Annotated in this window: 1 protein-coding gene; it reads left to right on the top strand. The window is 72.1% G+C overall.

From position 1 onward, the window contains the following. Nucleotides 1-65: 65 nt before the first annotated feature. Nucleotides 66-23,653: type I polyketide synthase (locus tag AAHZ94_RS00860; protein WP_349989857.1), on the top strand; the 23,588-nt coding region annotated here is incomplete at its 3' end.

The raw sequence follows: 23,653 nt of genomic DNA on the forward strand, positions 1-23,653 counted from the left end.
AGGTGCAGTTCTCTGGCCTCCTTTCATTCTTCAGTCTTCTTTGACTCGTAACAGGCAAGGGTTTCATGGTGAACGAAGATAGGCTTCGGGACTACCTCAAACGGGTAACGGCTGATCTGCACCAAGCGCGCCAACGCCTGCGCGAGCTGGAGGCAGGAGAGCAGGAGCCTATCGCGATCGTGGCGATGAGCTGCCGATTCCCGGGGGGAGTGGGAAGCCCCGAGGATTTGTGGCAGTTGGTGGCCGGCGGCGGTGATGCCATTTCCGATTTCCCGTCCAATCGCGGATGGGACGTGGACGGGATGTACGACCCCGATCCTGAGAGTTCGGGGACGTTCTACTCCCGCGAGGGTGGCTTCCTGCACGACGCGGGCGAGTTCGACGCGGGCTTCTTCGGGATCTCGCCGCGTGAGGCGCTCGCCATGGACCCGCAGCAGCGACTGCTCCTGGAGACCTCGTGGGAGGTCTTCGAGCGGGCGGGCATCGCTCCGGGGTCGGTGAAGGGCCGGCGCGGCGGTGTGTTCGTGGGAGCCGCCACCTCGGGTTACGGGGCGGACATCGACGGTTTCCCCGAGGAGGTTGAAGGCCACCTGCTGACCGGTACGGCGACTTCGGTCGTATCGGGCCGTATCTCGTACACGTTGGGTCTTGAGGGGCCGGCGGTGACGGTGGATACGGCGTGTTCGTCGTCGCTGGTGGCGCTGCATCTGGCGGTGCAGGCGCTGCGTCAGGGTGAGTGTGACCTTGCTCTTGCCGGTGGTGCCACGGTGATGGCGACGCCCGGCGCTTTCGTGGAGTTCAGCCGGCAGCGCGGGCTGGCCCCCGACGGCCGCTGCAAGCCGTACGCGGATGCCGCGGACGGTACGGGCTGGTCCGAGGGTGTGGGCATGCTCCTGGTGGAGCGGCTGTCGGACGCGCGGAAGAAGGGCCACCCGATCCTGGCGGTGGTGCGCGGCTCCGCCGTCAACCAGGACGGTGCGTCGAATGGTCTGACGGCGCCCAACGGCCCGTCCCAGCAGCGGGTCATCCGCGACGCGCTGGCGAGTGCCCGGCTGTCGGCCGCCGATGTGGACGTGGTCGAGGGCCACGGGACCGGTACGTCGTTGGGTGACCCGATCGAGGCGCAGGCGCTGTTGGCCACGTACGGCCGGGAGCGTCCCGAGGGCCGGCCGTTGTGGCTGGGTTCGCTCAAGTCGAACCTTGGCCACACGCAGGCGGCGGCGGGTGTCGCGGGAATCATCAAGATGGTGATGGCGATGCGGCATGGTGTGTTGCCGCAGACCCTGCACGTGGATGAGCCGTCGAGCCAGGTGGACTGGTCGGCGGGTGAGGTGCGGCTGCTGACGGAGGCGGCTGAGTGGCCGGAGACCGGGCATCCGCGCCGGGCCGGCGTCTCCGCCTTCGGTGTGAGTGGCACCAACGCGCACACCATCATCGAGCAGGCTCCGCCGGTCGAGAAGGATGAGGCCGAGGAGAGTCCGGCTGCCGGCGTCGACAGTGGCGTGGCGACGTGGGTGCTGTCGGCGCGTGGCGCGGACGCGCTGCGGGCGCAGGCGGTGCGGCTCAGGGCGTTCCTGCTGGAGCAGGTCGACTCCAGTGCCCTGGACGTCGGCCACTCGCTGGTGGCGACGCGGTCGATGTTCGAGCACCGTGCGGTGGTGTCGGGCGCGAGCCGTGCGGAACTCCTCGCCGGACTTGAGGCCGTCGCATCGGGAGAAGCCGCTCCCGGTGTGCTCCAGGGCGTGGCCGGGACGGCCGTCAAGACGGCGTTCCTGTTCTCGGGCCAGGGTGCTCAACGCCTGGGTATGGGGCGGGAGTTGTACGAGGCGTTCCCGGTGTTCGCCCGTGCGCTGGACGAGGTGTGTGCGCACCTGGACGTCGTGCTTGACCGTCCGCTGAAGGACGTGGTGTTCGCGGCGGAGGGCAGTGCGGACGCCGAGCTGCTGGACCGGACGGCGTTTACGCAGCCCGCGTTGTTCGCGGTTGAGGTGGCGTTGTTCCGGTTGTTGGAGCACTGGGGTGTCACCCCGGACGTAGTCATCGGTCACTCCATTGGTGAGATTGCTGCGGCGCAGGTGGCGGGGGTGTTCTCGCTGGAGGACGCGTGCACGCTGGTCGCCGCCCGTGGCCGGTTGATGCAGGCCCTGCCCGAGGGTGGCGCGATGGTTGCCATCCAGGCGTCCGAGGAGGAGATCGCCGGGTCGCTCGCTGGTCGTGAGGCCGAGGTGAGCATCGCGGCCGTCAACGGCCCGACCGCCGTGGTCATCGCCGGTGATGAGGCCGCGGTGCTGGAGATCGCCGGCCAGTGGTCGGAGCAGGGCCGTAAGACCAGCCGGCTGCGGGTCAGCCACGCCTTCCACTCCCCGCGCATGGACGCCATGCTGGACGACTTCCGCCGCGTCGCGCGGGACCTGACCTTCCAGACTCCCACCCTGGCCCTGGTCTCCAACGTCACCGGAGAGCCGGTCGGGGCCGACGACGTCTGTTCCCCCGAGTACTGGGTGCGGCATGTGCGCGCGGCCGTGCGTTTCGCCGACGGCGTGCGCTCCCTCCAGGCCCAGGGCGTCACCGCGTACATCGAGGTGGGCCCCGACGGCGTGCTCTCGGCGATGGCGCGGGACTGCCTGACGGGCGAGGCGGCTTCGGCCCCGGCCGTGGTACCGGTCCTGCGCAAGGGACGCCCCGACGCCCAGGCCCTGACGGCCGCGCTGGCCGAGGCCCATGTGCACGGCGTGACGGTCGACTGGGAGCAGGTCTTCGCCGGGCGCGGTGCGCGGACGGTCGAGCTGCCGACGTACGCCTTCCAGCGTCAGCGCTTCTGGCTGGAGGGTACGGGCGGAGCCTCGGGCGCCCCCGCCGCCGCGGATTCGGTGGATGCGCGGTTCTGGGACGCGGTGGAGCGCGAGGACCTGGAAACCCTGGCCAAGGCGCTGGACGTCGACGGCAGCGGCTCGCTGGGTGAGTTGCTGCCCGCGCTGTCTTCGTACCGCCGTCAGCAGCGCGACCAGGCCACCGTCGACGGCTGGCGCTACCGGATCTCGTGGAAGCCGGTCTCGGAGACCCCCGCGGCCACGCTGTCGGGTACCTGGCTCATGACCGTTCCCGCGTCCGGTGTCGCCGACGCGTTCGCGGACTCGGTGTCCGCCGCACTCCAGCGGCACGGCGCCGATGTCGTTCGTCTGGTGGCGGACGAGGCCGATCTCGCCCCCGGTGCGCTGGCCGGGCGACTGCGTGACATAGCCGCCGAGCCGTCCGGGCTCGGCGGTGTGCTGTCCCTGCTGGGGGCGGACGAGCGACCCTGCACCGAGCACCCCGTGGTCTCGCGCGGCCTCGCGCTGAACCTGACGCTGGTACGCGCCCTGGCCGAGGCTGACATCCGCGCCCGGCTCTGGTGTGCCACCCGGGGTGCCGTGTCGGTGGGCCGTTCCGACCAGCTCACCAGCGCCGTGCAGGCGGAGAGCTGGGGCCTCGGCCGGGTGGCAGCCCTGGAGCACCCCCGGCTCTGGGGCGGTCTGGTCGACCTGCCCGAGACCGTGGACGAGCGCGCCGCCGCGCGACTGGCCTGGGTGCTGTCCGCCGAAGGCGGCGAGGACCAGGTGGCGGTGCGCGGCTCCGGAGCGTACGCCCGGCGCCTGACTCGCGTCACGACCGGCAACGGGTCGGCGGAGCGCGCGTGGCGCCCCCAGGGCTCGGTGCTGATCACCGGCGGCACCGGCGCCCTGGGCGCCCAGGTGGCGCGCTGGGCCGCGCGCCAGGGCGCCGAACACCTGCTGCTGACCAGCCGTCGAGGCCCGTCGGCCGACGGCGTTTCCGAACTCACCGCGGAACTTGAGGCACTCGGCGCCGCAGTGACCGTGGTGGCCTGTGACGCCGCAGACCGGGACGCCCTGGCCGAGGTACTGGCCGCCGTACCGGAGCGGTATCCGCTGACCGCCGTCGTGCACGCGGCGGGCATCCTGGACGACGGCGTGCTCGACGGCCTGACCGTCGGCCAACTCGCCGGGACCCTGGCCGCGAAGGCCGAGGGCGCGCACCATCTGCACGAGCTGACCGCAGAGCTCCCGCTCGACGCGTTCGTGCTGTTCTCCTCGTTCGCCGGTGCCATCGGCGGCGCCGGCCAGGCCGCCTACGCGGCGGCCAACGCCTACCTCGACGCACTGGCACAGCAGCGCCGGGCCCAGGGCCTGGCCGCCACCGCGGTCGCCTGGGGCCCGTGGGCCGAGAGCGGTATGGCCGCCAGCGGCCGAGCCGGGGAGCGGGCGCGCGGCGGGCCACTGCCCCCCATGACTCCCTCGCGGGCCCGGGCCGCGCTGGGCTGGGCCGCCGGCCACGACGAGGCGGCGCTGGTCGTGGCCGACATCGACTGGGCCGGCATGGCCGCCATGCTGAGCGCCGGCCCCAGCACCCTCGTCAGCGACATCCCCGAGGCACGTGAGCTCCTGACCGCCGCGGCCGGCACCACCGGCCAGGTGGGACCGGGTCAGGACCTGCGCGGACAACTGGCCGGACAGTCGGACGAGGAACAGCGCCTCCTCCTGCTCGACCTCGTCCGCACCCATGCGGCCTCGGCACTCGGCCACTCCTCGGCGGACTCGATCGAGCCGGGCCGCGCCTTCCGGGACCTCGGCTTCGACTCCCTCACCGCCATCGAGCTGCGCAACCGGCTCGACCTGGCCACCGGTCTGAGCCTGCCCGCCACCCTCATCTTCGACTACCCGACCGCCGAGGTGCTCGCGGACCAGCTCCGGCAGGAACTGGGCGGAGCGCTCACCGAGGCCGCCACTTCGGCGGTCTCGCACCGCGGGCGGCCGGATGACGACGACCCCATCGCGATCGTGGCGATGAGCTGCCGCTTCCCCGGCGGCGTGGAGAACCCGCAGGACCTGTGGCGACTCCTGGCCGATGGCGGCGACGGCATCGCCGACTTCCCCGGCGACCGGGGCTGGGACGTCGAGGGCCTGTACCACCCGGACCCGGAGCACCAGGGCACGTTCTACGCCCGCGAGGGCGGGTTCCTCTACGGGGCGCCCCAGTTCGACCCCACCTTCTTCGGGATCTCGCCGCGTGAGGCGCTGGCCATGGACCCGCAGCAGCGGCTGCTCCTGGAGACGTCCTGGGAGGCGTTCGAACACGGGGGCGTCAAACCGGCCGCGCTGCGTGGCAGCCGTACCGGTGTGTTCGTCGGCACCAACGGCCAGGACTACTCCGCGATCATGCTCGACGCCGTCGAGGACTTCGGCGGCCATGTGGGTACGGGCAGTGCGGCCAGCGTGGTGTCGGGCCGTATCTCTTACACCTTCGGTCTTGAGGGGCCGGCGGTGACGGTGGACACGGCGTGTTCGTCGTCGCTGGTCGCGCTGCACCTGGCCGCGCAGGCGCTGCGTCAGGGCGAGTGCGATCTGGCGCTCGCCGGTGGTGTGTCGGTCATGTCGACGCCCGGCGCCTTCGTGGAGTTCAGCCGCCAGCGCGGCCTGGCCCCCGACGGCCGCTGCAAGCCGTTCGCGGAGGGCGCGGACGGCACGGGCTGGTCCGAGGGTGTCGGCATGCTGCTCGTGGAGCGGCTGTCGGACGCGCGCAGGAACGGCCACCCGGTGCTGGCAGTGGTCCGTGGCAGTGCGATCAACCAGGACGGTGCGTCGAATGGTCTGACGGCGCCGAACGGTCCGTCGCAGCAGCGGGTGATCCGCCAGGCGCTGGCCAGCGCCGGACTGTCCGCCGCTGAGGTCGACGCGGTCGAGGCGCACGGCACCGGTACGACGCTGGGTGACCCGATCGAGGCACAGGCGCTGCTGGCCACGTACGGCCAGGAACGCCCCGAGGGCCGCCCGCTGCTGCTGGGCGCCATCAAGTCCAACATCGGTCACACCCAGGCCGCCGCGGGCGTGGCCGGTGTCATCAAGATGGTGCTGGCGATGCGGCACGGAGTGCTGCCGCAGACGCTGCACGTGGATGAGCCGTCGAGCCAGGTGGATTGGTCGGCGGGTGAGGTGCGGCTGCTGACGGAGGCGGCCGAGTGGCCCGAGACCGGGCAGCCGCGCCGGGCGGGCATCTCCTCGTTCGGGCTGAGCGGGACCAACGCCCACACCATCATCGAGCAGGCCCCCGAGCTGGCGGAGGCCGCGGCCGCGGAAGCGGCCGGGCCCGGGGCACCGGTGTCGACGGACGTGGTGCCGTGGCTGGTCGCAGGGAAGAGCCGGGAGGCGCTGCGGGCGCAGGCCGAGCGGCTGTACGGGTACGTGGCGGCTCGCGAGGACATCGAGGCGCTGGACGTCGGCCACACGCTGGCGGCCAGGTCGGTGTTCGAGCACCGTGCCGTGCTGGTCGGCGAGGACCGGGAGACCCTGCTGCGTGGCCTGCGGGCCGTCGCGGAGGGCGGCATCGCCTCGGGAGTCGTCCAGGGGCAGGCCGCAACGGGTGGCAGGACGGCGTTCCTGTTCTCGGGTCAGGGCGCGCAACGTCTGGGCATGGGACGGGAGTTGTACGACGCCTACCCGGTGTTCGCCCGCGCGCTGGACGAGGTGTGCGCGCATCTGGACGTCGTGCTTGACCGTCCGTTGAAGGACGTGATGTTCGCGGCGGAGGGTGGCGCGGACGCCGAGCTGCTGAATCAGACGGCGTTTACGCAGCCCGCGTTGTTCGCCATCGAGGTGGCGCTCTACCGGCTGCTGGAGCACTGGGGTGTCACCCCGGATGTGCTGATCGGCCACTCCATTGGTGAGATCGCTGCCGCGCAGGTGGCGGGGGTGTTCTCGCTGGAGGACGCGTGCACGCTGGTCGCCGCCCGCGGCCGGTTGATGCAGGCCCTGCCGGAGGGTGGCGCGATGGTCGCCATCCAGGCGTCGGAGGAGGAGATCGCGGCGTCGCTCGCTGGTCGGGAGGCCGAGGTGAGCATCGCGGCCGTCAACGGTCCGACCGCCGTGGTCATCGCTGGTGACGAGGCCGCCGCAGAGGAGATCGCCGGGCAGTGGTCGGAGCGGGGTCGTAAGACCAGCCGGCTGCGGGTCAGCCACGCCTTCCACTCCCCGCGCATGGACGCCATGCTGGACGACTTCCGTGACGTCGTCACCGGTCTGTCCTTCCAGGCACCGGCCATCGCCCTGGTCTCGAATGTGACGGGCGAGGCGGCGGGCCCCGACGAGGTGTGCGCGCCGGAGTACTGGGTGCGCCATGTCCGGGAGGCCGTCCGGTTCGCCGACGGCATGCGGGCGCTCAGCGCCCAGGGCGTCACCAGGTTCCTGGAGGTCGGCCCCGACGGCGTGCTGTCCGCGATGGCGCGGGACTGCCTGACGCAGGACGGGGCAGCGGCCTCGGCCGTGGTGCCGGTGCTGCGCAAGGACCGCCCCGAGGCCCAGGCGCTGACGACGGCGCTGGCCGAACTCCACGTCCACGGAGCCTCGGTGGAGTGGGAGTCCGTCTTCGCCGGGCGCGGTGCGCGGACGGTCGAGCTGCCGACGTACGCCTTCCAGCGTGAGCGGTACTGGCCCGAGACGTCCCTCTCCCCGAGTGGCCCGGATGCACAGGGCGCCGCCGACTCGGTGGACGCGCGGTTCTGGGAAGCGGTCGAGCGCGAGGACCTCGAAGCGCTCACCGAAGCGCTCGACGTCGACGGCGAGGCGCCGCTGAGTGCGGTGCTGCCCGCGCTGTCCACGTACCACCGCAACAGGCGCGACCGGTCCACGATCGACAACTGGCGCTACCGCGTCGCGTGGAAGCCCGTCTCGGACGTGGCCGGTGGGTCGCTGTCGGGGACGTGGCTGGTGGTGGTTCCGGCGTCGCGCGCCGAGGACGAGTGGGTGACGGAGGCCGTCGCCGGGCTCCGGCGGCACGGCGCCGATGTGGTGCCGCTGGTGGCGGACGAGCACGACCTCGACGCCGGGGCGCTGGGGGAGCGGCTGCGCGCTGCGGTCGCCGACGCACCCGCTGTGGGTGGCGTGTTGTCGCTGCTCGCCCTGGACGAGGAGCCCTGCTCCGAGCACCCCGAACTCCCGGGCGGTCTCGCCCTGACGCTGACCCTGGTGCGGGCCATGGCGGACACGGGCATCGAGGCTTCGCTGTGGTGCGGTACGCGGGGTGCGGTGTCGGTGGGCCGTTCCGAGCGGCTCAGCCGTCCGGCGCAGGCGATGGTGTGGGCGCTGGGCCGGGTGGCCGCTCTGGAGCTGCCGGAGCTGTGGGGCGGTCTGGTCGACCTGCCCGAGGCGCTGGATGAGCGTGCGGTCGCGCGGTTGGTGGGTGTGCTGGCCGGCGGGGCCGGCGAGGACCAGCTTGCGGTGCGCGGCTCCGGTGTGTTCGTACGCCGTCTGACCCGGTCGGCGGCGCCTGCCGCGGACGTGGCGTCGTGGCGGGTACGCGGCACGGTGCTGGTCACCGGCGGTACGGGTGCGCTGGGTGGCCAGGTGGCTCGCTGGCTGGTGGACAACGGTGCCGAGCACCTGGTGTTGACCAGCCGTCGTGGCCTTGAGGCACCAGGTGCGCCCGAGCTGCGTGCGGAACTTCAGGCCCTGGGTGCCCGGGTGACCGTGGCGGCCTGTGATGTGGCTGACCGTGAGCAGTTGGCCGCGGTGCTGGATGCCGTGCCCGCGGAGTATCCGCTGACTGCGGTGGTGCACGCGGCCGGTGCCAACGCGGCGGGACCGCTCGCCGAGACGACGGTGGCCGATGCTGCCGCTGTGATCTCCGGCAAGGTGGCCGGCGCCGTCAACCTGGACGCGTTGCTGGGCGATCGTGAGCTGGACGCCTTTGTGGTGTTCTCGTCGATCGCGGGTGTGTGGGGTAGTGGTGGTCAGGCTGCTTATGGTGCGGCGAACGCTTATCTGGATGCGTTGGTGGAGGAGCGTCGGGGTCGGGGTCTTGCTGGTACGGCGGTGGCCTGGGGGCCGTGGGCCGAAGGCGGCATGGCGGCCGGCGACGGCGGCGACCAGTTGGCCCGTCGTGGTCTGCCCGCGATGGCGCCCGGTCTGGCTCTTGCCGCGTTGCAGGGGGCGATCGCGGGTGATGAGGGTGTGCTGACGGTCGCCGATGTGGACTGGGAGCGGTTCGCGCCCGCGTTCACGATCGGACGGCCCAGCCCGCTCCTGGGTGAACTGCCCGAGGTCGTATCGGCCCTGGAGCAGGCCCGCGCCGCCGAGGAGAGCCACGCCGCAGGCGGATCGGCCCTGCGGGCGCGCCTGGCAGGGCTGACCGAGGCCGAGATCGACCGGACCCTGCTCGACCTGGTGCGTGCTCACGCTGCCGCGGTGCTCGGTTTTGCGGGTGCGGAGGTTGTTGAGCCGGGTCGGGCGTTCAAGGAGCTGGGCTTCGACTCGCTCACTGCGGTGGAGTTCCGTAACCGGTTGAACGCGGAGACGGGGTTGGTGCTGCCGGCCACGTTGGTCTTCGACTACCCGAGTTCTGCGGTGCTGGCCGGTCATCTGCGTGCTGAGGTGTTGGGCGCGCGGGATACGGTGGCTGTGCCTTCGGCGGTGGTGGTCCCGGTCGATGACGACCCGATCGCGATCGTCGGGATGAGCTGCCGCTTCCCGGGCGGCGTCGGAAGCCCCGAGGACCTCTGGAACCTCGTCGCGGCCGGCACGGACGCCATCACGGACTTCCCCTCCGACCGGGGCTGGGATGTCGACGGCATGTACGACCCCGACCCGGAGCGCCTGGGCACGTTCTACGCCCGCGAGGGCGGGTTCCTCGACGGGGCGAGCGAGTTCGACGCCGCCTTCTTCGGGATCTCGCCGCGTGAGGCGCTCGCCATGGACCCGCAGCAGCGGCTGCTCCTGGAGACGTCCTGGGAGACGTTCGAGCGGGCCGGCATCGACCCGGCGTCCGTACGCGGCAACCAGATCGGCGTCTACGTCGGCGCCGCGACCTCCGGCTACGGAACGGGACTGCACGAGATCCCCGAGGGGCTCGAAGGCCAGTTGCTGACCGGCAGCGCCACCTCGGTCGTCTCCGGACGCATCTCGTACACGCTGGGCCTTGAGGGGCCCGCACTGACGGTGGACACGGCGTGCTCGTCGTCACTGGTCGCCCTGCACCAGGCCGCGCAGGCGCTGCGCCAGGGCGAGTGCGACATGGCGCTCGCCGGTGGTGTCACCGTGATGACCAGCCCGGCCGCCTTCGTGGAGTTCAGCCGCCAGCGCGGCCTGGCCCCCGACGGCCGCTGCAAGCCCTTCGCGGACGCCGCGGACGGCACGGGCTGGTCCGAGGGTGTCGGCATGCTCCTGGTGGAGCGGCTGTCCGACGCCCGACGCAACGGCCACCAGGTGCTGGCGATCGTGCGCGGCTCGGCCGTCAACCAGGACGGTGCGTCCAACGGTCTGACGGCGCCGAACGGCCCGTCCCAGCAGCGGGTGATCCGGCAGGCCCTCGCCAACGCCGGAGTTTCGGCCGCCGACATCCAGGTGGTCGAGGCACACGGTACGGGTACCACCCTGGGTGACCCGATCGAGGCGCAGGCGCTGCTGGCCACGTACGGCCAGGAGCGCCCGGAGGACCTGCCGCTGTGGCTGGGTTCGCTCAAGTCGAACCTCGGTCACACGCAGGCCGCCGCCGGTGTCGCCGGAGTCATCAAGATGGTGCTGGCGATGCGGCACGGCGTCCTGCCGAAGACGCTGCACGTGGATGAGCCGTCGAGCCAGGTGGACTGGTCGGCGGGTGAGGTGCGGCTGCTGACGGAGGCCGTCGAGTGGCCCGAGACCGGGCAGCCGCGGCGGGCCGGCGTCTCCGCCTTCGGCGTGAGCGGCACCAACGCGCACACCATCATCGAGCAGGCCCCGCCGGCCGAGGACGAGGCGCAGCCCGCCCCGACCCCCGCCGACGACCACGGCCTGGCCCCCTGGACGCTCTCCGCCCGGAGCCCGGAAGCCCTGCGCGCCCAGGCCGAGCGGCTGCGGGCCCACCTGATCGACGGGGCCGAGCACGGCGTTCTGGACATTGCCGAATCGCTGGTCGCCACGCGATCGGTGTTCGAGCACCGCGCGGTGCTGCTGAGCACCGAACACGAGACGTTGCTGCGTGGCCTGGAGACCATCGCCGCGGGCGACGACACCCCCGGCATCGTCCAGGGACAGGCCACAGGCGGCAGCAAGACCGCCTTCCTCTTCACCGGCCAGGGTGCGCAACGCCTGGGTATGGGCCGGGAGTTGTACGAGACGTTCCCGGTGTTCGCCCGCGCGCTGGACGAGGTGTGCGCACACCTGGACGTCGTACTTGACCGTCCGCTGAAGGACGCGATGTTCGCGGCGGAGGACGGCGCGGACGCCGATCTTCTGGACCGGACGGCGTTCACGCAGCCCGCGTTGTTCGCCGTCGAGGTGGCGCTGTTCCGGCTGCTGGAGCACTGGGGGATCACCCCGGACGTGCTGATCGGCCACTCCGTCGGTGAGATCGCTGCCGCGCACGTGGCGGGAGTGTTCTCGCTGGAGGACGCGTGCACGCTGGTCGCCGCCCGTGGCCGACTGATGCAGGCCCTGCCCGATGGTGGGGCAATGGTGGCCATCGAGGCGTCCGAGGAGGAGATCGCGGCGGCGCTCGCCGGCCGCGCGGCCGAGGTGAGCATCGCGGCGGTCAACGGCCCGACGGCCGTGGTCATCGCGGGTGACGAGGCCGCCGCAGAGGAGATCGCTGCACAGTGGTCGGAGCGAGGTCGTAAGACCCGCCGACTGCGGGTCAGCCACGCCTTCCACTCCCCGCGCATGGACGCCATGCTGGACGACTTCCGTGCGGTTGCGCGGACACTCGCCTACCACAGCCCGTCCGTCGCGTTCATCTCGAACGTCACGGGTGAGCAGACCGGCGCCGACGAGGTGTGCTCGCCGGAGTACTGGGTGCGGCACGTACGGGAGACCGTCCGCTTCTACAACGGAGTGCGGGCCCTCGAAGCGCAGGGCGTCACCGCGTACATCGAGGTGGGCCCCGACGGCGTGCTGTCGGCCATGGCCCAGGACTGCCTGACCCAACCGGCCGACGACATCGCGGCCGATGGCACACCGGCCCCCCTGCTGGCGCCGGTGCTGCGCAAGGACCGACCCGAGGCACAAGCACTCGTCGCGGCCCTCGCCGAGATCCACGTCCACGGCGTAACCGTCGACTGGCGGGCCTTCTTCGCCGGCCGCGGCGCCCGCCGCGTGGACCTACCCCCCTACGCGTTCCAGCACCAGCGCTACTGGCTGGAGGCCGGTACCTCGACGGGCGACGCCGCCGCCTTCGGCCTCGACCCCGCCGACCACCCGCTGCTCGGCGGAGCCGTCCCCCTCGCGGGCGCCGACGGCCTGTTGTTCACCGGAACGCTCTCGCTGCACACCCAGCCCTGGCTGGCGGACCACGTCCTGCGCGGCGACGCGGTACTGGCGACCACGGCCCTCGTCGAACTGGCCATTCGCGCCGGTGACGAGGTCGGCCTCGGCCGTGTGGAAGAGCTCGTCATCCAGGCGCCGCTGGCTCTCCCCCGAGGGGGCGGCGTCCAGATCCAGCTCGTACTCGGCGAGGAGGACGAGACCGAAACCCGTTCGCTGGAGATCTACTCACGCGTGGCCGAGCCCGTGGGCGAGGACGCGGATGAGGACGCGGACGCGGACGAGTGGATCTGCCACGCCAGTGGTGTGCTCGCCCCGGAGTGGGACGACGCCACGACCGCCGAGGTGGCGGGCTTCGCCGCCTGGCCCCCGCCCGGCGCCGAGCGCGTCGAGGTGGACGGCCTGTACGAGCTGCTCGCCGGCGACGGCCTCGTCTACGGCCCCTCGTTCCGCGGCCTCCGCGCGGTGTGGCAGCGCGGCGACGAGGTGTTCGCCCAGGTCAGCCTCGCCGAGGAGTCCATCGCGGACGCGGAGCGGTTCGGGCTGCACCCCGCCCTCCTGGACGCGGCGTTGCAGCCGCTCGGCCTCGGTGTGCTGGACGGGGTGGGGCGCGGACGCATGCTGTTCAGCCTCGCCGGGATATCGCTGTACGCGTCCGGCGCCTCCGAGCTGCGCGTCAGGCTCACCCGTACGGGTCCGGAAACCCTCTCCCTGACCGCCGTCGACGGAACCGGGGAAGCCGTGGTCGTCGCCGACACGCTGACCCTGCGCCAGGTCGCCCCGGAGCAGCCGGAGCCCGCCCCAGCGGCGGAACCGGCCGAGATGGCCGAGGCGACTCTGCCCGAGCCCACCGCTGCCTCACCCGAGGCAGCCGTCATACCCCCTGCCGAGACCTCTGTGGAGGAAACTGTGGTGGACACCTCCTCCGCCAAGCCTTCGCGCCGCCGCAAGACCGCGCGACGCTCCGCCAAGCGGGGCGGACCGGACTCCGGGCCGCTCGCCGCGCTGCGGGAACGGCTGGCCGGGCTCTCTGAGCCCGAGCAGGACCGGGTGCTGCTCGATGTGATCCGTACGCATGTCGCGGCCGTGCTCGGACACGCCTCGTCCGACGCGGTACAGGGCTCGCAGGCATTCAAGGACCTCGGCTTCAGCTCGCTGACCGCCGTCGAGTTCCGCAACCGGGTGAGCAAGGCCATCGGCCTGCGGCTCCCGGCGACGGCCGTGTTCGACTACCCGACCCCCGCCGAACTCGCCAAGTTCGCCCGTGCCGAGGTCCTCGGCGTGTTGACCGGAGTGGTGCGGCCGGTGCCGGTCGCGGTGGCGGGCAACGACGACCCGATCGTGATCGTGGGGATGAGCTGCCGCTATCCCGGCGAGGTGGCCACCCCGGAGGACCTGTGGAACCTGGTCGCCGAAGGCCGGGACGGCATCTCGCCCTTCCCGACCGACCGCGGCTGGGACGTGGAGAACCTCTACGACCCGGACCCGGACGAGCCGGGCAAGTGCTACACGCAGGAAGGTGGCTTCCTGCACGGCGCCAGCGGGTTCGACCCGGCGTTCTTCGGGATCTCGCCGCGTGAGGCGCTCGCCATGGACCCGCAGCACCGGCTGCTCCTTGAAACCTCGTGGGAGGCGCTGGAGCGGGCCGGCATCGACCCGGTCTCCGCGAAGGGCAGCCAGACCGGCGTCTACGCGGGTGTGACCTACCAGGACTACGGCGGCGTCCTCGCCGGATCGCAGGACAACGTCGAGGGCTACATCGGCACCGGCGTCTCGCCCAGCGTGCTCTCCGGCCGGATCTCCTACACCCTGGGCCTGGAAGGACCCGCGGTGACGGTGGACACGGCGTGCTCGTCGTCGCTGGTCGCCCTGCACCTCGCATGGCAGGCGCTGCGCCAGGGCGAGTGCGACCTGGCGCTCGCCGGCGGCGTGACGGTGATGTCCACACCGATGTCGCTGATCGAGTTCAGCCGCCAGCGAGCACTCGCCTCCGACGGCCGCAGCAAGCCGTTCGCGGCTGCCGCGGACGGTGCTAGCTGGGCCGAGGGCGTCGGCATGCTCGTCCTCGAACGGCTCTCGGACGCCCGGCGCAACGGCCACCCCGTGCTGGCCGTGGTCCGGGGCAGCGCGGTGAACCAGGACGGCGCCTCCAACGGCCTCACGGCCCCCACCGGCCCCTCGCAGCAGCGGGTCATCCGGCAGGCGCTGGCGAACGCCCGTCTGTCGGCCGCCGAGGTCGACGCGGTGGAGGCGCACGGTACGGGCACCTCGTTGGGTGACCCGATCGAGGCGCAGGCGCTGCTGGCCACGTACGGCCAGGAGCGCCCCGAGGGCCAGCCGCTGTGGCTGGGTGCCATCAAGTCCAACATCGGCCATTCGCAGGCCGCAGCCGGTGTCGGCGGCGTCATCAAGATGGTGATGGCGATGCGCCACGGCGTCCTGCCGAAGACGCTGCACATCGACGAGCCTTCGCCGATGGTGGACTGGACGGCTGGTGACGTCGAGCTGTTGGCCGAGGCCAGGCCGTGGCCGGAGACGGGGCATCCGCGGCGCGCGGGTGTGTCGGCGTTCGGTATGAGCGGCACCAATGTGCACACCATCCTGGAGCAGGCTCCCGAGGCGGAGGAGGCTCCGCAGGCCGAGGTTGCCGAGCCCGCCGGTGCCGGGACCGGGGCCGTCGAGGGTCCGGTGGCGTGGGTCGTGTCCGGCAAGAGCGGCGACGCGCTGCGCGACCAGGCCGACAGGCTGCGGGAGTTCGTGGCCGAGCGCCCCGAGCTGAGCGCCGCCGATGTGGCGCTCTCCCTGGCGACGACCAGGTCCGCGTTCCAGTACCGGGGCGCGGTGACCGGGGCCGGCCGAGAGGAACTCCTCGAACGACTGGCGGCGATGGCCGAGGGCGCGAAGGCGCCGGGTGCGGTCCGCGCGAACGCCATCGAAGCACCGGGCCGTTCGGTGTTTGTGTTCCCGGGTCAGGGTGCGCAGTGGGTGGGTATGGCGGTGGGGTTGTTGGATTCCTCGCCGGTGTTCGCTGAGGCGGTGGGTGAGTGTGAGTCGGCTCTGTCGGCGCATGTGGACTGGTCGCTGACGGATGTGTTGCGTGGTGCTGAGGGTGCTCCCGGTTTTGACCGGGTGGATGTGGTGCAGCCGGTGTTGTTTGCGGTGATGGTGTCGTTGGCGAAGTTGTGGCGTTCGGTGGGTGTGGAGCCGGATGCGGTGATGGGTCACAGCCAGGGTGAGATTGCGGCTGCTTGTGTGGCGGGTGCGTTGTCGCTGGAGGATGCCGCGAAGGTGGTGGCGCTGCGGTCGCAGGCCATCGCCGCTGGTCTCGCGGGTCGTGGCGGGATGGTGTCGGTCGGGCTGCCGGTCGACCAGGTCAAGGAGCGCATCGCCGCCTGGGACGGTGCGATATCCGTTGCTGCGGTCAATGGCCCCGGTTCGGTCGTGGTGGCCGGTGATCCCGGTGCGTTGGATGAGATGGTCACCCAACTGGAGGGTGAGGAGATCCGGGTCCGCCGAGTGCCCGTGGACTACGCCTCGCACTCCGCCCACGTGGAGGAGATCCGCGAGGAGCTGCTGAAGGTCCTGGCGGACCTGAAGCCGCGTACCGCTGAAGTGCCGTTCTACTCAACGGTGTTCGGTGAGCTGGTGGACACGGCTGGTCTGGACGCGGAGTACTGGTACCGGAACCTGCGCCAGACGGTCGAGCTTGAGGCCACCACCCGCACCCTGCTCGACACCGGGCACGGTGTGTTCATCGAGGTGAGCCCGCACCCGGTGCTGACGCTTCCCGTCCAGCAGACGGTGGAGGCCGCCGAGGCGCAGGCCGTGGTCGTCGGCACGCTGCGGCGCGACGAGGGCGGGGCCGAGCGGTTCCTGACCTCGATCGCCGAGCTGCATGTCAACGGCGCCGATGTCGACTGGCGGAAGGTGTTCGCCGGACACGGTGGCCGACAGGTCGACCTGCCGACGTACGCCTTCCAGCGGCAGCGGTTCTGGCCGCAGCCGGGCGAGGACGGTGGGTTCGGCAACGGCCCCGCCTCCGAGGCCGACTCGGTGGACGCCCGGTTCTGGGAGGCCGTCGAGCGCGAGGACCTCGAAGGGCTCGCGCAGACGCTGGAGCTTGACGGGGAGGCCCCGCTGAGCGCGGTGCTGCCCGCCCTGTCGTCGTACCGGCGCGGCAGGCGTGACCGGTCCACGGTCGACAACTGGCGCTACCGGATCAACTGGAAGCCCCTCATCGACCAGCCGTCGTCCGGCTCCGGGCAGGAGCAGGGCGCCCCGATCGCCGGTACCTGGATGGTCGTCGTCCCGCCGGTCGACGCCGCCCGTGAACTGGCGGAGCGCATCGCACGGGACGTGGAGCGCCACGGCGCCCGCATCGTGCGGGTCGACCTGGACGCGACGGAGCCGCAGCGGTCCTCGCTGACCGAACTCCTGCGGGCCGCGGCCCCCGCCCCGTCCGCCACGGACGGCTCCGAGCAGGACACGACGCTCGCGATCGACGGAGTGCTCTCCCTGCTCGCGCTCGACGAGGAGGCGCTCGCCGAACACCCGGGCGTTCCGCGCGGCTTCGCCGGCACGGTGGCCCTGGTCCAGGCGCTCGCCGACATCGACATCGACGTGCCGCTGTGGCTCGCCACCACCGGTGCCGTGTCCGTGGGCCGCTCCGACCGGGTCGGCAGCGTCAAGCAGTCCCTGGTGTGGGGTCTTGGCCGAGTGGTCGGCCTGGAGTACGCACAGCGCGGGGGCGGTCTCGTCGACCTCCCCGAGTCGCCGAACGCGCTCGACGAGCGGGCCCTGAACCGTCTGGTCGGCCTCATCGGGCGGGCCGGCGACGAGGACCAGGTGGCGGTGCGCGCCTCCGGAGTCTTCGCACGGAGGCTGGTCCGGGCGCCCTTGGGCGACGCCCGGCCGGCCCGCACCTGGCAGCCTCGCGGCAGCGTTCTGATCACCGGTGGTACGGGTGCCCTCGGTGGCCGTCTCGCCCGCTGGCTGGCCCGTGGCGGCGCCGAGCACCTGGTGCTCACCAGCCGCCGTGGCCCGGACGCCCCCGGCGCGGCCGAACTGCGGGACGAACTGACCGCCCTGGGCGCGCGGGTCACCGTCGCCGCCTGCGACGCCGCCGACCGCGACGCGCTGCGGGAGCTCCTCGACGGGCTGCCCGCGGAGTACCCGCTGACCGGCGTGGTACACGCGGCCGGTGTGCTGGACGACGGCCTCGTCGACACCCTCACCGTCCCCAGGACGCAGGGGGTCTTCCGGCCCAAGGTCGACGCCGTGGTGAACCTCCACGAGCTGACCCGGGACCTGGACCTGTCCGCGTTCATCCTCTTCTCCTCCTACGCCGGAACCGTCGGTGGTGCCGGTCAGGGCAGCTACGCCGCCGCGAACGCCTTCCTCGACGCCCTGGCGCAGCAGCGCCGGGCCCAGGGCCTTGCCGCGACCTCGGTGGCGTGGGGCGCCTGGGGCGGCGGCGGTCTGGTCGACGACGCCACCGCGGCCCAGTTGAAGCGGCGCGGCATGCCGCCGCTGGTGCCCGAACTGGCCGTCGAGGCCCTTCAGCAGGCGCTCGACCACGACGAGGTGGACATCACCGTCGCCGATGTGGACTGGGAGCGTTACGCCCCCGGGTTCGCCTCGGCCCGGCCGCGTCCGCTGCTCAACGAACTGCCGGAGGTCCAGCGGGCCCTGGAGGAGGCGGAGGCCGAGCTGGGCGCGGCCCTCACCGGGCTGGCCGTACGCCTCGAAGGGCTGTCGGCCGTCGAACGCGAGGCGGAGGTCCTCGACCTCGTCAGGACCCACGCCGCCGAGGTGATCGGTTACCCGAGCGCCGACGCGGTGGAGCCGGAGCGGGCCTTCAGGGACATCGGGTTCGACTCGCTGACCGCCGTGGAACTGCGCAACGTGCTCGGCGCGGCGGCCGGTGTGAACCTTCCGGTCACCATGGCCTTCGACTACCCGACGCCCACGGTGCTCGCCCGGTTCAGCCTGGGCGAGGGGCGGGGCACCGCGCCCGCGCCGGCCGATGAGACGCCGGTGGTGACGGGCACGGTCGTGGACGACGACCCGATCGCGATCGTGTCGATGAGCTGCCGCTTCCCCGGCGGGGTGCGCACTCCGGAGGACCTGTGGCGACTGGTCTCCGAGGGCAGCGACGTGATCAGCGCCTACCCGACCAACCGTGGCTGGGACCTGGACGACCTGTACGGCTCGGACCTGGAGGGTACGGGCGGCGCCAGCGACGCCAGCGGCGGCGCCTTCGTCTACGACGCCGATGAATTCGACCCGGCGTTCTTCGGGATCGCCCCCCGCGAGGCGCTGACCATCGACCCGCAGCAGCGGCTGCTCCTTGAGACCTCCTGGGAGGCGATCGAGCGGGCGGGCATCGACCCCGTGTCGCTCAAGGGGAGCCGGACCGGTGTCTTCGCGGGAAGCAACGGCCAGGACTACATCGGCCTGCTGCTGACCGCCCCGGGCGGCCCCGACGGCTACCTCGGAACCGGTAACGCGGGCAGTGTCGTATCGGGCCGCGTCTCCTACACCTTCGGCCTCGAAGGACCGGCCGTCACGGTGGACACGGCATGCTCCTCGTCCCTGGTGGCACTGCACATGGCCGTGCAGTCGCTGCGCCAGGGTGAGTGCTCCATGGCGCTGGCCGGCGGTGTCACGATCATGTCCACCCCGGGCTCGTTCGTGGACTTCAGCCGCCAGAAGGGGCTGTCGTCGGACGGGCGCTGCAAGGCGTTCGCGGCATCGGCCGACGGTACGGGCTGGGGCGAGGGCGTCGGCGTGCTGCTCCTTGAGCGGCTGTCGGACGCGCGGAAGAACGGCCACCCGGTCATGGCGATCGTGCGCGGCTCCGCCGTCAACCAGGACGGCGCAAGCAATGGCCTGACGGCGCCGAACGGGCCGTCGCAGCAGCGGGTGATCCGGCAGGCGCGGGCCAGCGCCGACCTCGCCGCCCACCAGGTGCACGCGGTCGAGGCACACGGCACCGGCACCCGGCTGGGTGACCCGATCGAGGCGCAGGCACTGCTGGCCACGTACGGCCAGGGACGGCCCGAGGGCCAGCCGCTGTGGCTGGGCTCGATCAAGTCGAACATCGGGCACACGCAGGCCGCGGCCGGTGTCGCGGGAATCATCAAGATGGTGATGGCCATGCGCGAGGGCGTGCTGCCGAAGACGCTGCACGCGGAGGTGCCATCGCCGCACATCGACTGGACCAGCGGCGCGGTGTCGCTGCTGAACGAGGCGACCGCGTGGCCGGAGGACGGCGAACCGCGCCGGGCGGGCATCTCCTCGTTCGGCATCAGCGGTACCAACGCCCACACCATCATCGAGCAGGCCCCGGAGCCCGAGGAGCCGGAGGCGGCGCGGGTCGTCACGGACGACCTCACGGCCGGTGCGCGGACGCTCCCCTGGACGGTCACCGGCAAGGGCGCCGAGGCGCTGCGCGCCCAGGCACGCAACCTGCGTGACCATCTGGTGGACCACCCCGCGCTCGACCTGAACGACGTGGGCTACTCGCTCGCGGCCTCCCGGTCGGTCTTCGACCACCGCGCCGTCCTCCTGAACGGCGACCGGGACGCGCTGCTCAGCGGCCTCGACGCCATCGCCTCGGGCACCACGACCCCCTCAGTCGTCCAGGGATCGGTGGGCACGGCCGGCAAGACGGCCTTCCTGTTCTCGGGTCAGGGCGCGCAACGCCTGGGCATGGGACGGGAGTTGTACGAGACGTTCCCGGTGTTCGCCCGGGCGCTGGACGAGGTGTGCGCGTATCTCGACGTGCTGCTCGACCGTCCGCTGCGGGACGTGATGTTCGCCGACGAGAACAGCGCCGACGCCGAACTGCTGGACCGGACGGCGTTTACGCAGCCTGCGTTGTTCGCGGTTGAGGTGGCGTTGTTCCGGTTGTTGGAGCACTGGGGTGTCACCCCGGATGTGCTGATCGGTCACTCGGTGGGCGAGGTCGCCGCGGCCCATGTGGCCGGGGTGTTCTCGCTGGAGGACGCGTGCACGTTGATCGCGGCGCGCGGCCGACTGATGCAGGCCCTGCCCGAGGGTGGCGCGATGATCGCCATCCAGGCGTCCGAGGAGGAGATCGCTCCGTCACTGATCGGTCGGGAGGCCGAGGTGAGCCTCGCCGCCGCCAACGGCCCGACCGCCGTGGTCATCGCCGGTGACGAGGCCGCCGCAGCGGAGATCGCCGAGGACTGGGCCGAACAGGGCCGCAAGACCCGTCGCCTGCGGGTCAGCCACGCCTTCCACTCGCCCCGTATGGACGCGATGCTCGGCGACTTCCGCAAGGTCGTCGAAGGGCTCACCCTCCAGGCGCCGGCCATCTCCCTGGTCTCCAACCTCACGGGTGCGCCGGCGGGCGCCGAGCAGGTGTGCTCGCCGGAGTACTGGGTGCGCCACGTCCGCGCGGCCGTACGGTTCGCCGACGGGGTGCGGGCCCTGGAGAAGCTCGGGGTGACCTCGTTCCTGGAGGTGGGCCCCGACGGTGTGCTCACCGCCATGGCGCAGGACTGCCTGACGGCCGACGAGTCCGCAGCCGCACGCACCCTCGTCCCCGCACTGCGCAAGAACCGCCCCGAGACCCAGTCGCTGACCACGGCGCTGGCCGAACTCCACGTCCACGGCACCACCGTGAACTGGTCGACGGCGTTCGCCGGACACGACGTACGGCGGGTCGAGCTGCCCACCTACGCCTTCCAGCGGCAGCGCTACTGGCCGAAGGCCGGCGGCCCCATGACCGGGGACGTCGCCTCCGTCGGACTCAGCTCGCCCAACCATCCGCTGCTGGGCGCCGGAGTCGAACTCGCGGGCAGCGACGGCTTCCTGTTCACCAGCAGGCTGTCGGTGCAGAGCCAGCCCTGGCTCGCCGACCACGCGATCGCGGGCGCGGCCCTGTTCCCGGGGACCGGATTCCTCGAACTGGCCATCCGCGCAGCCGACCAGGTCGGTTGCGGTCGGGTCGAGGAAGTCACCCTGGCCACCCCGATGGTCCTGCCCGAGAACGAACAGGTCCAGGTGCAGCTGTGGGTGGATGACGCGGACGAGACGGGCCACCGCTCGATCGGCCTCTACTCCCGCCCGGCCGACGCCTCCTCGGGCGAGCCGTGGACGCAGCACGCGGCCGGTGCGCTGGCCCCTGCCGGCCCTGAGCCGACGTTCGACCTGGGCGTATGGCCCCCGGCGGACGCGGAAGCGCTGGACATCAGCGACTTCTACGAGCGCTTCGCCGCTTCCGGCTTCGCCTACGGCCCGGTGTTCCAGGGCCTGCGGGCCGCCTGGCGCGCCGGCGACGACGTCTACGTCGAGGTCAGCCTCGGCGAGGAGCACGCGTCACTGGCGGCCGACTTCGGCCTCCACCCGGCGCTGCTGGACGCCGCCGTGCAGGCGGTGACCTTCGTCGCCCTGGAGGACGTCGGGCTCTCCCGGCTCCCGTTCTCCTGGAGCGGGGTGTCGCTCCACGCAGGTGGCGCTTCCACGCTGCGGGTGCGCCTCACCCAGTTGGGGCCGGACTCCATCTCCCTCGCGGTGGCCGACGGAACCGGCCGCCCCGTGGCATCGATCGAGTCCCTCGTACTGCGCCCGGTATCCGTGGACCACATCGACACGGCCAGGACATCGGCGTTCCGCGACTCGCTGTTCACGCTGGACTGGACCCCCGTGCCGGCTGTCGCCCCGGCGGACGCGGCCACGGCCACCTGGGCCGTGGTCGGCACCGACCCCTACGGACTGGCTGCCGGTGCGATCGCCGGAGCCCAGGTGACCGCCTACGCCGATCTCGACGCCCTGGGGGCCGCGATCGACGACGGCGCCGCCGCCCCGGAGGCCGTGCTGGTCTCCTACGCACCCGGCCTCGACGACGAGGCGGCGCAGGGCAAGCCCAAGAGCAAGGCCAAGAGCAAGGCAAAGGGCAAGACCAAGTCCAAGGCCAAGCGGGGCTTGGAGCCCGTGGACGCCATCCACGCGGTGACGCACCACACGCTCGGCATGATCCAGGGCTGGCTCGGCGACCGCAGGTTCGACTCCTCCCGGCTGGTCTTCGTGACCTCGGGCGCCATGGCACCCGAGGACCGCGACGAGACCCCGGACCTGATCCACGCCCCGCTGTGGGGCATGGTGCGGTCCGCGCAGTCGGAGAACCCGAACTGCTTCGTCCTGGTCGACCTCGACGAGGACGAGGCGTCCAAGACGGTCCTGCCCGCGGTGCTCGCCACCGACGAGCCGCAGGCCGTGGTCCGCGAGGGCACGGTGCTCGGCCAGCGCATGGCCCGGGTCTCCGCGGGCACCGCGCTGCTGCCGCCCGCCGGGGTGCGGGACTGGCGACTGGACATGCACGCCAAGGGGACCCTGGAGAACCTGGCGCTGCTGCCCAGCCCCGACGCCACGGAGGAACTCGGCGCGACCGAGATCAGGGTGGCGCTGCGCGCCGCGGGCCTGAACTTCCGCGACGTGCTCAACGCCCTGGGGATGTACCCAGGGGAGGCCGGGCCGCTCGGTGGCGAGGGTGCCGGTGTGGTGACCGAGGTCGGCTCCGCGGTGACGGACCTCGTCCCCGGTGACCAGGTGATGGGCATCTTCAGCGGGTCGTTCGGCCCGTTCGCCATCACCGACCGGCGCGTCGTCGCCCGGGTCCCGGAGAGCTGGACGTTCGAGCAGGCGGCCTCCACCCCGATCGTGTTCCTGACGGCCTACTACGCCATGGTGGACCTGGCCGGCCTGAAGACGGGCCAGTCGGTGCTGGTGCACTCCGCCGCAGGTGGCGTGGGCATGGCCACGCTCCAACTGGCACGGCACCTCGGGGCCGAGGTCTTCGGTACCGCGAGCGAGGGCAAGTGGGACACCCTGCGCTCCCTGGGTCTGGACGACGCGCACATCGCGTCGTCCCGGACGCTGGACTTCGAGAAGCGCTTCCTCGAAGAGACCGGCGGGCGCGGCATGGACGTGGTGCTCGACTCGCTGGCGCGGGAGTTCGTGGACGCGGGCCTGCGGCTGCTGCCGAACGGCGGCCGGTTCCTGGAGATGGGCAAGACCGACATCCGGATTCCGGAAGAGGTGGCCGCCGAGTACACCGGAGTCTCCTACCGGGCGTTCGACCTGATCGAGGCGGGGCCCGACCGCATCAACGAGATGTGGAACGACCTGATCGCGCTGTTCGAGAAGGGGGTGCTGCGTCCGCTGCCGGTGCGCACCTGGGACGTCCGCAGGGCACCCGACGCCTTCCGCTTCCTCAGCCAGGCACGCCACACCGGCAAGGTGGCACTGACGATGCCGAGGCCGCTGGACGGCGGTGGCACGGTGTTGATCACGGGTGGTACGGGTGGTTTGGGTGCGTTGTTGGCCCGTCATCTGGTGGTGGA

This window comes from Streptomyces sp. HSW2009, from assembly GCF_040240285.1.
Lineage (GTDB): Bacteria > Actinomycetota > Actinomycetes > Streptomycetales > Streptomycetaceae > Streptomyces.